This window comes from Methylobacterium sp. J-026, from assembly GCF_022829585.1.
GTDB lineage: Bacteria > Pseudomonadota > Alphaproteobacteria > Rhizobiales > Beijerinckiaceae > Methylobacterium.
In genome coordinates this window covers 103,418-116,638 of sequence record NZ_JAKSYC010000065.1, presented here as the reverse complement: position 1 = coordinate 116,638, position 13,221 = coordinate 103,418, and the positions used below count along the sequence as shown (strand labels likewise).

Sequence of the window (13,221 nt, the reverse complement as noted above, 5' to 3'; positions counted from 1 at the left end):
GTTCTACATCGTACACCGGCGACCATCACGACGATTTCATGACGGGCACAGGTTTCCGCCTCAACCGCCCGGTTCGGCCTCCTCATCCAGCCCCATACGCCGCAGCACGGCGAGGGCGAGCGGCCGGCTGATCCGGCGATGGCGTCCGAGGGCATCGCGGTCGAGCTCGGCGACGACGTCCCGGGCCCGGCCGAGGGAGCGGTCTATCCGCAGGGCCAGCGAATCGATCACGCCCAGATCGACCACGAGCTGACGGTCGACGAACAACTTCACCAGCACGGCGCGCAGCAGGGCGTCGTCGGGCTCCGCGATGGCGATCCGGGGCGCCAGGCGCAGGCGCGAGCGCAGGTCCGGCGTCGCGAGGCCGAGGGCGTCGATGCCGGTGGCACTGGTCAGCAGCACCGGGCATCCCCGCTCGCGCGCCCGGTTCAGGAGGTGGAACAGGGCCGCCTCGTCCCGGCTCTGCGCCCGGTCGATATCCTCGATCACCAGCGCCCCGTTCGACACGAGGTGCTGGACCGCGTCCGCGTTCACCTCGGCGACCGGGAGGGTCCAGGCATGGGCGCGCTCGGCCCAGATCGCCGCGAGATGGCTCTTCCCGCTGCCCGAGGGGCCGGTGAGCACCAGCACGCGGTCCGGCCAGTCCGGCCAGGCCTCGATCAGCGCATAGGCGGCCTCGTTCGCCGGCCCCACGAGGAAGTCCTCGCGTCCGTAACGGGGATCGAGCGGCAAGTCGAAGGCGAGCTGCCGCGGTGGAGCATTCTCAGGCATGAAGGCGCAGGATCACCCCGGACCCGCGCAGGTCAAGGGCCGGTCCGCCCCGGCAGGTCCAACCGGTGCCGACTCGCGCAACGCGCGGTTAGCCGCTAGAGCGGGCCCAGCAATCACCGAGGTGGCGCGGGCATGACGGCCAAGGACGGCGGAGAGCCGACGACGGGGATGACCTACGCGGCGGCGGGTGTCGACATCGATGCCGGCAACGCCATGGTCGAGACGATCAAGCCGCTGGTGCGCTCGACGCGGCGCCCCGGCGCCGATGCCGAGATCGGCGGGTTCGGCGGCCTGTTCGACCTGAAGGCTGCGGGCTTTCACGACCCGATCCTGGTGGCGGCCAATGACGGCGTCGGCACCAAGGTCAAGATCGCCATCGAGACCGGGCGCCACGCCACGATCGGCATCGACCTCGTGGCGATGTGCGTGAACGACATCATCGTCCAGGGTGCCGAGCCGCTGTTCTTCCTCGACTACTACGCCACCGGCAAGCTGGTGCCGGGGGTCGGTGCCGACATCGTGCGCGGCATCGCGGAGGGCTGCCGCCAGGCCGGCTGCGCGCTGATCGGCGGCGAGACCGCGGAGATGCCGGGCCTCTACGACGGCTCCGACTACGACCTCGCCGGATTCGCCGTGGGGGCCGCCGAGCGCGGCACGCTGTTGCCGCGGCCGGGCATCACCCCCGGTGACGTCGTGCTCGGCCTGCCGTCCTCGGGGGTGCATTCCAACGGCTTCTCCCTGGTCCGCCGGATCGTCGCCAAGACCGGACTCAGCTGGGACGCGCCCGCGCCGTTCGCGCCGGAGCAGAGCCTCGGCGAGGCGCTGCTGGCGCCGACACGGATCTACGTGAAGCCCCTGCTCGCAGCTCTGGGCGCCACGGACGGCATCCGGGCCCTCGCCCATATCACCGGCGGCGGATTCCCAGACAATCTGCCCCGGGTCCTGCCGGACGATGTCGGGATCGCCATCGACCTCGACGCGGTGACCCCGCCGCCGGTGTTCGGCTGGCTTGCCCGGGAGGGCGCTGTTGCCGAGCCGGAGATGCTGCGCACCTTCAATTGCGGGATCGGCATGGTGGTGATTGCCGCCGCCGACGCGGTCGACGATGTCGACGAGGCCCTGACGCGGGCCGGCGAGACGCCGGTGCGCCTCGGACGGATCACCCCGCGCGGGTCCGAACCCGTAACCTTCCGCGGACGTCTCGCGCTCTGATGGCGGGCGGCGGGAAGAGACGGGTCGCGATCCTGATATCGGGCCGCGGCTCGAACATGGTGGCGCTGATCGAGGCGGCCCGGGATCCGACCTTCCCGGCCGAGATCGTTCTGGTCCTGTCGAACCGGCCGGACGCGGCAGGCCTCGTCCGGGCGGCGGAGGCCGGCATCCCCGCACGGGCGATCGACCACAGGGCCTATCCGGACCGCGCCACCTTCGATGCCGCCCTCGATGCGGAACTCCGGGCCGCCGCGGTCGATCTGGTCTGTTTGGCGGGCTTCATGCGGATCCTGACGCCGGGATTCGTGGCCGGCTGGGCGGGGCGGATGATCAACATCCATCCATCCCTGCTGCCCCTGTTCAAGGGCACGCACACGCACAGGCAGGCCCTCGACGCCGGGGTGCGCCTGCACGGCTGCACGGTCCATTTCGTCGTGCCGGAACTCGATGCCGGTCCGATCCTGGCGCAGGCGGCGATCCCGGTCCGCCAGAACGACGATCCCAACAGCCTCGCAGACCGGGTGATCGTGCAGGAGCGCCGGCTCTACCCCGCAGTGCTGGCTCTGGTCGCGGGCGGCCAGGCATGGCTCGAAGGCGGCCGCGTCATCCTCGCTGCCCAGGCTCCTGACGGAGCGCTCCTCAGCCTCTAGCGGGACCGCGAGGGGACGGCCCCTTCGGCGGGGTCCGGGGCGGTGCCCCGGGGCCGTCTCAGATCGGCCGCTGCAGCTTGCAACTGTCCAGCGCCGACAGCGCCTTGGCGCGCGCGGAATCGTTGAAATAGCCGGTGGCCCGGTAGGCTTCGATCTCGGATTCGTCGAGGCTGCGCAGGGTCTGCCGGGCGTAGCAGCCGCAGGGGCGCTCCAGGGACGCCTCGGTGGCGCTGGTCAGGCGGGCCTGGACGATCGTGCAGGCATGGCGGACGCGGCCTTCGAGATTGGCCTTGGTGGCGCTCCTGAGCGCCGGATCCGGCTCGTATTGCTGGAATGGGGCCGAGGATCCGCCCGCGAGGGCGGCGGTCGCGCCGAGCGCGACGAGGCCGGTCGCGATCAGGAGGGGCAGGCGGCGTAGCGTCATGGTCGTCAGGGTCCAACGGGCTGAGGTATCTGAAGTCAGCCGTTGGACGCTTCCGGGCTCCGCCCCGTCAATGGCCGGCCGGACACACAAGGCGGCATTTGCCCCGTGGCCGGACGCGACGCCGGACGATGGCCGGGCGGTGTGCCCGCCCCGCCACCGTCCCCGGGATCACCCGACGATGTCGGAATCCTGGAAGAACTGCGCGATCTCGATCTTGGCGTTCTCGGCGCTGTCCGAGCCATGGACGGTGTTCTCGCCGACCGATTCCGCGAACTTCTTGCGGATCGTGCCGTCCGCGGCCTGGGCCGGGTTCGTGGCGCCCATGACCTCACGGTACTTCGCCACCGCGTTCTCGCCCTCCAGGACCTGGACCACCACCGGGCCGGAGGTCATGAAGCTGACCAGTTCGCCGAAGAAGGGGCGCTCCTTGTGGACCTCGTAGAACGTCTCGGCCTGCGCCTGACTCAGGTGGATGCGGCGCTGGCCGACGATGCGCAGGCCCGCCTCCTCGATCACCGCGTTGACCGCGCCGGTCAGGTTCCGCCGCGTGGCGTCGGGCTTCAGGATCGAGAAGGTGCGCTCGGTGGCCATGGTGCGTCCGGTCTGTCTGTGGAAAAGGCGGATGGCGTGCCGGGATCCCCGACGCGCCTGGGGAGCGAAAATTTCGCTTCGGCGCCGGGCTTATAGCGGTCGGCCCCTACGGTCTCAAGCGGCGCTGGGCAGACCCCGGGGCAAGCGTGGCCGTGGCTCCGCCGCAACACCGCCGAAAAATCGCCTGAATGCGACGGCTCTGTCGTGTCCATCGACTTCGTCCATCCCCCGGGCGTCCGCGACGCCCCTTCCCCGGAGACGAACCATGCGCCTCGCCTTCAGTGCCGCCCTGCTCCTCGCCGGCCTTTCCGCCGCCGCCGCAGACACCGCCAAGGACCCCTCCGGCACCTGGCTGACCGGAGACGGCCGCGCCAAGATCCGGATCGACCGGTGCGGGCCGGGCCAGACGCTCGTCTGCGGGAAGGTCGTCTGGCTGAAGACGCCGACCACCGAGGCCGGCGCCCCCCGCACCGATCTGAAGAACCCGGATCCGAAGAAGCGCAGCCGCCCGGTGATCGGCCTGCAGCTCATCGACGGCCTGAAGCCCGACGACGAGAAGTTCACCGGCGAACTTTACAACGTCGAGGAGGGCAAGATCTACACGGTCAGCCTCGAGCGCGAGAGCGCGGCTGAACTCAGCGTCTCCGGCTGCATGCTGCGGATCCTGTGCGGCTCCCAGACCTGGACGCGGGTGCCGGATGTGAACCAGCAGGCCGCCAACAAGAACTGACCGCTCGTCAGATCGCCGCGAGGCCGCGCTGGACCGCCGGCCTCGCCAGCACGGCCTCCAGCCAGCGGGTCACGTTCGGCAGCGCGCTGATATCGACGCCCTGCTTGAAGTTGAGCTTCGCCCAGGTGATCGTCGCGATGTCGGCGATGGAATAGTCGTCGGCGAGATAGGCCCGGCCGGCGAGGCGGCGCTCCAAGACCCAGTAAAGACGCTTGGCCTCGGCGGTGAACCGCTCGATCGCGTACGGGACCTTCTCGGGCGCGTAGATCTTGAAATGGTGGGTCTGCCCCAGCATCGGCCCGAAGCCCGCCACCTGCCAGAACAGCCATTCGTCCACGGCGACGCGGGCGCGCTCGTCCGAAGGGTAGAAGCAACCGGTCTTCCGACCGAGATATTGCAGGATCGCGCCCGACTCGAACACCGAGATCGGCTGGCCGCCCGGCCCGTCCGGATCGACGATGGCGGGGATCTTGTTGTTGGGCGAGATCGCCAGGAAGTCGGGGGCGAACTGCTCGTTCTTGGCGATATCCACCGGGACGATCCGGTAGGGGAGCCCGCACTCCTCCAGCATGATCGGAATTTTCCAGCCGTTCGGCGTGCTCCAGGTATGGACGTCGATCGGACGCCCCGACACCGCTGCCATGCTCAATCTGCTCCTCGACCGAACCGTCGGCGGCGCGGCGCTCCTGGGCCGGGTTCGGACAATGCCGGCAGTGAAGACGATTTCCCGGCCGCGCTCAAGGGCAACGCCGCCGCCACGCTCACGATTGCGAGATCGATCGCCGCGCCTGTTGGCAGTGTGCGGTACACCCTTGCCGGGCCGGCCGGTCAGCGGCGAAACTCCGCGCCCGGGCGCCGAAGCGGCGCGTGGGGGGATTCGAGGATGATCGACCGACTTGTGAGGTTTGCGGCCCTGGCCGTGCCGCTGCTCGTTATGCAGCCCGTGATGGCCAAGGAGGCGCCCGCGAAGGCACCGGCCGCCGCCGAGGCGCCTGCCGCGGCGCCGAGCGCCCCGGGCGCGAAGGAACCGAGCCCCGGTCAGGCCGCCGCGCGCACGCGTCAGAAGACCTGCGGCGCCGAGTGGCGCGCATTGACCGACGTGCAGAAGACCGCTCAGGGGCCGAAATGGCCGCAATACTGGAGCAAGTGCAACAAGCGCCTGAAGGGCGGCGACAAGGCTTGAGACGGTCGCGAACCGTCGCGCTGCTCGTGTGTTCCTATCGCCGGAACAGGGATCACCGGGGAGACGCACCATGACGGACCGCTCGCCGCGCCGGCGGATAGCCAGCATCGGGCACGGCCGGGGCCGGCATGGCTGAGGCTGCAGCCGGCGCGGACCGGTCTTCCGGCTCCGTCGCCGACCGCCTGATCGCGTTCCTCGACGCCTGGGTGCCCAAGCCGGCGGCCTGGGCCTTCGCCCTGCGCATCTGGATCGCCATGATAGTGGCGCTCGGTGCCGCCTTCTGGCTCCAGTTGGACAGCGCCTCGTCGGCGGCGACCTGCGTGGCGATCCTCGCTCAGCCGAAGCGCGGACAGGCGATCTCCAAGGCTGTGTACCGGCTCCTCGGCACGCTGATCGGTGCATTCGTGTCGATCGTGCTCGTGGCACTGTTCGGGCAGGATCGAGTCCTGCTGCTCCTGAGCTTCACGGTCTGGCTCGGACTGTGCGTGTTCGTGGCGCAGTACCTCCAGGACACCCGCGCTTACGGGGCGATGCTGTCGGGCTACACCGTGGCGATCATCGCCCTCGGACAAATCGACGATCCGCAGGGGGCCTTCGACGCCGCCGTTTCCCGCGTGGCCGTGATCGTCCTCGGGATCGTGGCGATCACCTTCATCAACGACGCGCTGGCCTCGCCGAGCACGTGGCGGGCGTTGCTGCCGCGCCTGCGCGAGGCCTGGGACGGGACGCGGGCCTATGCCCGGGAGACCCTGGACGAGGGCGATCTCGGCGCGCCGCGCACCGCCGCGCTGATCCGGACGATCGCGCCCATGCGGGCCGATGCCAGTGCCATCGCGGGGGAACTCGACGACGGTCCCTTCCGGGCAGCCGGCGCGCGCAGCTGCATCGCGGCGCTCTACGTGATGGCCGCATCGATCCGCACCGTGGCGGCGGCGGCCGCCTGCCTGCGGAACCCGGGCCCCGCGGTCGCGGAGGCCATGGCGATCTGCCGCCGGGTGGCCGACGCGCCCGATCCGGAGTCCCTCGACCGCGATGACGAGCGCCTGCGCGACCTGGTCGATGACGCGATTCGCGACGGGCGCCGGCCCCTCGACGAGGTCGTGGTACTTCAACGCGCCCTCGATTTCGTCTGCGCGGCGACCTTCGCCCAGGACGGGATCGGCGCCGTGGCCGACGGCCACCGACCGTTGCGCGACGCCACGCTGCCCACGCACCGGGATTTCCCCGTGGCCCTGCGCGGCGCCCTTCGGGTGGCCCTTGGTTTCGCGGCGACGGCCGCGGCCTTCGTCGCCCTCGGCCTGCCCCAGGCCTCGTTCGCCCTGGTCCAGGTCGCTGCCACCGCGGCCCTGTCGTCGACGACACCCGATCCCAAGAAATTTGCCAACGGCGTGGTCGTCGGGATGTGCCTCGCCGCGACCTTCGCCGGGATTGCCCGGTTCGTGTTCCTCAACGGCGTCCAGGGCTTCCCGATGCTCGCCATGGCGATGGCGCCGGTGATCTTCCTCGGCTGCTTTCTCTCGCTGAACCCCAAGACCTTCGGCATCGGCTTCATCCTGATCGTGTTCTTCCCGGTGCTGCTCGGCCCGTCGAACCCGCAGACCTACGACGCCCAGACCTTCCTGCTGAACGGGTTCCTGGTCGTGGTCGCGGCCGTCGTCCTGTCGATCCTCGTGCGCATCCTGATCCCGGTCACGCCGGCGCAGCAGCGGATTTTTGCCCTGGATTCTGCGCGCCGGGCCCTGGCGGACGCCCTCGTCGGCGAGGGTGGGGACGCGACCACGCGCACCAGCCTGAACGCGGACCGGCTGTTCCAATTCGCCGGCTACAGCTCCGGGAGCGGCGCGGTGCGGCGGGCCAGTCTCTCGCACGCCTTCGCGCTCGCCCGGCTGGAATCGGCCGCCGCCCGCGCCCATGCCGAGCTGCGCCGGCTGTGGCCGGCGGCGGCGTTACGCGACGCGATCCTGCGGGCCCGCTCGGGCTTGGCGGCGGGGGACGATCGCGCCCTCGAATCGGCGGCCGGCGCACTGATCCGCGCTGCATCCCGGCAGGATCGGATCGTCCGCCTCACGACGGCACGGGCCGCCAGCGACCTCGTAAGCGCGGCGCGAACCGTCGCCCGACACCGGACGTTCCTCCACCGTCTCGACATCGCCCCGTTCTAACGTCTTCAGCAGATGGGATTTTCGGCACGGTCATGTACGAGGACATTCACATCGGCGGGGTCCTGATCTCCTCCTTCGTGGGATATGCCCTGGCGGCGTTCGTCATCCTCCTCCTGTTGCGCTGGTTCTTCGCCCGCATCCGCTTCAGCCGCTACGTTGCCAATGCGCCACTGGCCGAGGCCGGCATCTACGTCTGTGTTCTCGCTGTCCTCATCGCGTTGATCTGAATGTCCGAAACCACCGCCGACGAGGATGATCCCAAGCCCGCGCACCGCGAGGGGAGGACGGATCACGCCGATCTCATGCCGGTCGTCCCGCGCCGGGGCCGGGCCGCCAAGGTCTTCCGCTTGGCCGCGACCGCCTTCATCCTGCTCGTCGCCGTGGCGGCGGCGGCTTACGTCTGGGAGTTCTACGTCGCGGCGCCCTGGACGCGGGACGGGACCGTGCGGGTGCAAGTCGCCAACATCGCCCCGCAGGTCGCCGGCCAGATCGTCGACGTCCGGGTCCGGGACAACCAGACCGTCCATAAGGGCGACGTGCTCTACGTGATCGATCCGGTCGATTTCGAGGTCTCGGTGACCTCGGCCGAGGCCGAAGTCCAGAATCGCGAGGCCGATCTCCAGGTCAAGAATGCGCAATCGGCCAGACGGCAGGCGCTGACCACGGTCTCGACCTCGATCGAAGAGAAGCAGCAATATGCCGGCACCGCGAAGATCGCCGCGGCGGCCCTGGAAAGCGCGCAGGCGCAGCTGAGGCAGGCCAAGATCAACCTCGAACGCACCCAGGTGAAATCCACCGTCAACGGACGCGTCACCAACCTGCTGATGCGGGTCGGCGACTACGCTCGGACCGGAACCTCGAACATCAGCGTGGTCGACACCGATTCGTTCTGGATCGACGGCTATTTCGAGGAAACCAAGATGCCCAACATCCATGTGGGCGACCGGGCCGAGGTCAAGCTGATGGGCTTCGACCCGCACCTGGCCGGGACGGTGGAGAGCATCACGCTGGGCATCTCGACGGCGAACGCCGCCTCCAGCACGCAGGGCCTGCCCGACGTCAATCCGGTCTATACCTGGGTGCGGCTGGCGCAGCGTGTCCCGGTCCGCATCCGCATCGACCATGTCCCGCCGGAGGTCCCGCTGATCGCCGGTATGACCGCCACCGTGGTGGTCAATGGCGGCCGGGCGCCCGCGCCGACCTGGTTCATGGACCTGCGCGCGCGCGTCTCCGCCCTGACCGATTCGGCGGCCACGCCCACGGTCGAGGCGCAGCGGCGTTGATAGCGCCTTCAATGGCAGCGGTGTCGAACGTTCCGATCCTGAATCTGTCGCCAATCCCGGCCCGATTCGGACGGCTTGGCACCGCAGACGCGTGAACGGCGAAGGTCGGCCGACGCTCGACCGGCGCGGCGACACGGATGAACCTCTCGAAGGGACATCCGGTTTCAGCTCGAGAACGATAAGAGCGACGGCAAATCAATGGGGCGCCACTGAAGTTTCTGCAACGCCGCGGAAGCGATCCAAGCCCTTGAGCCGCCGGCTAAAGCGTTGCGGAACGCCACTCGCGCCGGGGCAAAAAGCATTCTCTCGGAGAATTCCATGTTGACCTGTCGCCGAGACGGGCGCAGTCTTTATATGTGCTTCGCGAATGCAGGCACGGACCGGCCGGAAACCTTGATCTTATCAGGTTTCGTAACGGTGACGGTCGGCTGAAGCTGGAGGAGACAGGCATGACTCCACCGCAGCGGAACGCCGCCTAGACGGATCCGGGATCGGTTCGGCCCGGGGCCTAGCGGCACGATACGAGCAGCCGGACGGAAGCGGCTCCAGGGGCGCAGAAGCGGCCGACACGGCACGCCTTCGAATGCGCGAAAAGCCCCGATTCGAGCCGTTCCGCCGCGGTCTCGTCACCCAAGATTGCATCATCCGACCACCCACCTGCCCGGCGGCGCCGCGGCGGGGTATCGTCGTGGCCCAAGCATCAGGCTTCAGCCGGAGTCCGGACTCGAGCGGATCAGCCGCCCATGCCCGGGACCCGAAGCGATGACGACGCGCCGGCGGCTCAGGCGATCCCGAGCTTGTCCTTGAGCAGCGCGTTCACCGCCGCCGGGTTCGCCTTGCCGCCCGTGGCCTTCATGGTCTGGCCGACGAACCAGCCGAGCAGGGTCGGCTTCTCCTTGGCCTGGGCGACCTTGTCGGGGTTGGCCGCGATGATTTTGTCGATCGCCGCCTCGATGGCTCCGGTATCGGTCACCTGCTTTAGGCCACGGCTCTCGACCAGGGCACGCGGGTCGCCACCCTCGGTCCAGACGATCTCGAACAAGTCCTTGGCGATCTTGCCCGAGATCACACCCTCGCCGATCAGGTCGACGATCGCCCCGAGCTGGCTCGCGGAGACCGGGCTCGCCTCGATGGACAGGCCTTCCTTGTTGAGGCGGCCGAACAGCTCGTTGATCACCCAATTGGCTGCAGCCTTGCCATCCCGGCCCTTGGCGACGGCCTCGTAATAGTCAGCCGAAGCCCGCTCGGCCACGAGCACGCCGGCATCGTAGGGCGAGAGGCCGTAATCCGTGACGAACCGCGCCTTCTTGGCGTCCGGCAGTTCCGGCAGGCCGACAGCCAGCGCATCGACGTAGGCCTGGTCGAACTCGAGCGGCAACAGGTCCGGGTCTGGGAAGTAACGGTAATCGTGCGCCTCCTCCTTCGAGCGCATCGAGCGGGTCTCGCCCTTGCTAGGATCGAACAGGCGGGTCTCCTGATCGATCGTGCCGCCGTCCTCCAGGATCGCGATCTGGCGGCGCGCCTCGGTCTCGATCGCCTGGCCGATGAACCGGATCGAGTTGACGTTCTTGATCTCGCAGCGCGTGCCGAGCGGCTCGCCTGGGCGGCGCACGGAGACGTTCACGTCGGCGCGGAGCGAACCCTTCTCCATGTCGCCGTCGCAGGTGCCGAGATAGCGCAGGATCGTGCGCAGCTTGGTGACGTAGGCCTTGGCCTCCTCCGACGAGCGCAGGTCCGGCCGGGAGACGATCTCCATCAGCGCCACCCCCGACCGGTTGAGGTCGACGAAGCTGCGCAGGGGGTCCTGATCGTGCAGCGACTTACCGGCATCCTGCTCCAGGTGCAGGCGCTCGATGCCGACCGTGATCGCCGTGCCGTCGGCCATGTCGACCAGCACCTCGCCCTCACCGACGATCGGGTCCTTGTACTGCGAGATCTGATAGCCCTGCGGCAGATCCGGGTAAAAATAGTTCTTCCGGTCGAAGACCGAGCGCAGGTTGATCTGCGCCTTCAGACCGAGCCCGGTGCGCACCGCCTGGGCAACGCATTCGGCGTTGATCACCGGCAGCATGCCGGGCATCGCCGCATCGACCAGCGAGACATGATCGTTCGGCTCGGCCCCGAACTCGGTGGAGGCGCCAGAGAACAGCTTCGCCCGGCTGGAAACCTGGGCATGGACCTCCATGCCGACGACCACCTCCCAATCGTGGAGGCCGCCCTTGATCAGCTTCTTGGGGTCGACAGGTGCGTTCATGATCGTCCGGGCCGGAAAGGCTTGTCAGGGGCTTCCCACTCCCACCCTCATCCCGAGGTGTCGCGCAGCGGCCTCGAAGGAGGGCTCCTTCGCGGCCCGCTCGCGCGGGCGCCTCAGGATGAGGGCGCGGGTGGAAGCGGGTGTCGTTCGGTCAATTACGGGCCGCTCGCGACAAGAATCAAGCGCGGCGTCCGACGGCGCGCCGTGCCCCGTAGCCGAGGATCGCCCAGAGCAGCGCCGCCAGGGCCCGGACCGGGAAGAAGGTCGGCCCGTCATGGGTGACCGGCGCCGGCCAGGGGATGCCGGCGGCGCTCACCGCCCAGGAGAACAGCACCGAGAAGCCGAGCGCCGCGATCGCCGCGATGAACACCTTGCCGAACTGGCTCGCAGTCCAGCCGAGATAGACCGCCACCACGATCAGCGCCGGATCGAACCCGGCCCAGATCCAGACCGTCCAGGGATAATACGGGACGGTCATGCCCACCACGGCTCAGGCAGCTTGGTCCGCCCGGCCGAATCCTCGATCACCTGGGCGACCGCGAACAGCGTCTCCTCGTCGAAGGGTCGGCCGATCAGCTGGAGACCCAGCGGCAGGCCCTGACCGTCGAGCCCCGCCGGGACCGCGATGCCCGGCAGCCCGGCCATGTTCACCGTCACGGTGAACACGTCGTTGAGGTACATCTCCACCGGGTCGGCCGAGGCCTTCTCGCCGATGCCGAAGGCGGCCGACGGGGTGGCGGGGGTGAGGATCGCGTCGATCCCGGAGGCGTAGGCCGCCTCGAAGTCGCGCTTGATCAGCGTGCGGATCTTCTGCGCCCGGACGTAGTAGGCGTCGTAGTAGCCCGCCGAGAGCACGTAGGTGCCGATCATGATCCGGCGCTTCACCTCGCGACCGAAGCCGGCCGCGCGGGTGTTCTCGTACATCCCGGCGATGTCCTTGCCGGGGACGCGCAGGCCGTAGCGGACGCCATCGTAGCGGGCGAGGTTCGAGGAGGCCTCGGCCGGGGCGACGATGTAGTAGGCCGGCAGCGCGTAGGACGTGTGGGGCAATGAGATGTCGCGGATGGTGGCGCCGGCCGCCTTCAGCCACGCCGCCCCCTCGTCCCAGAGCTTCTGGATCTCGGCCGGCATGCCGTCGACCCGGTACTCCTTCGGGATGCCGATGGTCAGCCCCTTCACGCCCCGGGAGACCGCGGCCTCGAAATCGGGCACGGGCAGGTCGGCGCAGGTCGTGTCCCGGGCGTCCGCGCCGGCCATCGAGCCGAGCAGGATCGCGCAGTCGCGCACCGTCCGGGCGATCGGACCGGCCTGATCGAGCGAGGAGGCGAACGCCACGGTGCCCCAGCGCGAGCAGCGCCCGTAGGTCGGCTTGATTCCGACCGTGCCGGTGAAGGCGGCGGGCTGGCGGATCGAGCCGCCGGTGTCGGTGGCGGTGGCGCCGAGGCAGAGCCGCGCGGCGACTGCCGCGGCGGAACCGCCCGAGGAGCCGCCGGGCACGAGCGGCGCGTCGGAGCCCGCCCGCCGCCACGGCGAGACGACGTTGCCGTAGGCGCTGGTCTCGTTCGACGAGCCCATGGCGAATTCGTCGAGGTTCAGCTTGCCGAGCATCACGGCGCCGTCGCGCCACAGATTGGCCGAGACGGCCGATTCGTAGTGCGGTTCGAAGGTCTCCAGGATCTTGGACCCCGCCGTGGTGATCACCCCGTCCGTGCAGAACAGGTCCTTGATCCCAAGCGGAATCCCCTCCAACGGACGGGCTTCGCCGGCGGCGATTTTTTCGTCCGCAGCATCCGCCATCGCGAGGGCCCGGTCGGGCGTCTCCCGGATGAAGGCGTTGAGGATGCGGGCCTTCCCGATCGCGTCGAGATGCGCCTGCGTCAGCTCGCGGGCCGAGATCCGGTTCGCCTTGAGGGCGTCGCGCGCCTCGGCCAGGGTGAGTTCGTTCGGATTCACGCTGTTCA

Annotated in this window: 14 protein-coding genes; 7 read left to right on the top strand and 7 right to left on the bottom strand. The window is 69.3% G+C overall.

Going from position 1 to position 13,221, the window contains the following annotated elements; translation table 11 throughout:
• Window positions 1-60 precede the first annotated feature (60 nt).
• Complete coding sequence (locus tag MKK69_RS05895) at window positions 61-771, bottom strand: DnaA/Hda family protein (protein WP_243966785.1); 711 nt, start codon at window positions 769-771, stop codon at window positions 61-63.
• Between the two features lie 132 nt (window positions 772-903).
• Here MKK69_RS05895 and purM point away from each other — a divergent pair, with 132 nt between their 5' ends.
• Complete coding sequence (gene purM / locus MKK69_RS05890; protein ID WP_243966784.1) at window positions 904-1,983, top strand: phosphoribosylformylglycinamidine cyclo-ligase; 1,080 nt, start codon at window positions 904-906, stop codon at window positions 1,981-1,983.
• Complete coding sequence (gene purN / locus MKK69_RS05885; protein WP_243966782.1) at window positions 1,983-2,633, top strand: phosphoribosylglycinamide formyltransferase; 651 nt, start codon at window positions 1,983-1,985, stop codon at window positions 2,631-2,633. Before purM ends, purN begins: the two co-directional genes overlap by 1 nt.
• A 58-nt stretch (window positions 2,634-2,691) precedes the next feature.
• On the opposite strand, the gene MKK69_RS05880 is transcribed toward purN, so the two are convergent.
• Window positions 2,692-3,057, bottom strand: a complete 366-nt coding sequence (locus MKK69_RS05880; RefSeq protein ID WP_243966781.1) for a hypothetical protein — start codon at window positions 3,055-3,057, stop codon at window positions 2,692-2,694.
• Between the two features lie 168 nt (window positions 3,058-3,225).
• Window positions 3,226-3,648, bottom strand: a complete 423-nt coding sequence (gene ndk, locus MKK69_RS05875; RefSeq protein WP_243966780.1) for a nucleoside-diphosphate kinase — start codon at window positions 3,646-3,648, stop codon at window positions 3,226-3,228.
• 265 nt (window positions 3,649-3,913) lie between these two features.
• Between ndk and MKK69_RS05870 the strand changes: the two genes are divergently transcribed.
• Window positions 3,914-4,378 (top strand): DUF2147 domain-containing protein, encoded by a 465-nt coding sequence (locus tag MKK69_RS05870; protein ID WP_243966779.1) that lies wholly within the window; start codon window positions 3,914-3,916, stop codon window positions 4,376-4,378.
• Between the two features lie 7 nt (window positions 4,379-4,385).
• Here MKK69_RS05870 and MKK69_RS05865 read toward each other — a convergent pair whose 3' ends face one another.
• A complete protein-coding gene (locus MKK69_RS05865; protein ID WP_243966778.1) occupies window positions 4,386-5,021 on the bottom strand; it encodes a glutathione S-transferase N-terminal domain-containing protein in 636 nt (211 codons plus the stop codon).
• A 240-nt stretch (window positions 5,022-5,261) separates the two neighbouring features.
• Between MKK69_RS05865 and MKK69_RS05860 the strand changes: the two genes are divergently transcribed.
• From MKK69_RS05860 to MKK69_RS05845, 4 genes are all read left to right on the top strand, one after another.
• Window positions 5,262-5,561, top strand: coding sequence for a hypothetical protein (locus tag MKK69_RS05860; RefSeq protein WP_243966777.1), 300 nt, complete (start codon window positions 5,262-5,264; stop codon window positions 5,559-5,561).
• Window positions 5,562-5,689: 128 nt separating this feature from the next.
• On the top strand, window positions 5,690-7,723 hold the full coding sequence (locus MKK69_RS05855) for an FUSC family protein (RefSeq protein WP_243966776.1): 2,034 nt from the start codon (window positions 5,690-5,692) through the stop codon (window positions 7,721-7,723).
• Between the two features lie 32 nt (window positions 7,724-7,755).
• The gene (locus tag MKK69_RS05850) at window positions 7,756-7,950 is read left to right on the top strand and encodes a DUF1656 domain-containing protein (RefSeq protein ID WP_243966775.1); all 195 of its coding nucleotides are present in this window, start codon (window positions 7,756-7,758) and stop codon (window positions 7,948-7,950) included.
• A complete protein-coding gene (locus MKK69_RS05845; protein WP_243966773.1) occupies window positions 7,951-9,006 on the top strand; it encodes an HlyD family secretion protein in 1,056 nt (351 codons plus the stop codon). It begins immediately after the preceding gene.
• 781 nt (window positions 9,007-9,787) lie between these two features.
• On the opposite strand, the gene gatB is transcribed toward MKK69_RS05845, so the two are convergent.
• The 3 genes from gatB to gatA all read right to left on the bottom strand — a co-directional run bounded on the left by gatB (window position 9,788) and on the right by gatA (window position 13,213).
• Window positions 9,788-11,260 (bottom strand): Asp-tRNA(Asn)/Glu-tRNA(Gln) amidotransferase subunit GatB, encoded by a 1,473-nt coding sequence (gene gatB / locus MKK69_RS05840; RefSeq protein WP_243966772.1) that lies wholly within the window; start codon window positions 11,258-11,260, stop codon window positions 9,788-9,790.
• A gap of 178 nt (window positions 11,261-11,438) precedes the next feature.
• Window positions 11,439-11,738, bottom strand: a complete 300-nt coding sequence (locus MKK69_RS05835; protein WP_243966771.1) for a hypothetical protein — start codon at window positions 11,736-11,738, stop codon at window positions 11,439-11,441.
• Window positions 11,735-13,213 carry an Asp-tRNA(Asn)/Glu-tRNA(Gln) amidotransferase subunit GatA gene (gene gatA / locus MKK69_RS05830; RefSeq protein ID WP_243966770.1) on the bottom strand — a complete coding sequence of 493 codons (1,479 nt, stop codon included), beginning with the start codon at window positions 13,211-13,213 and terminating at the stop codon, window positions 11,735-11,737. Before gatA ends, MKK69_RS05835 begins: the two co-directional genes overlap by 4 nt.
• Window positions 13,214-13,221: the final 8 nt, after the last annotated feature.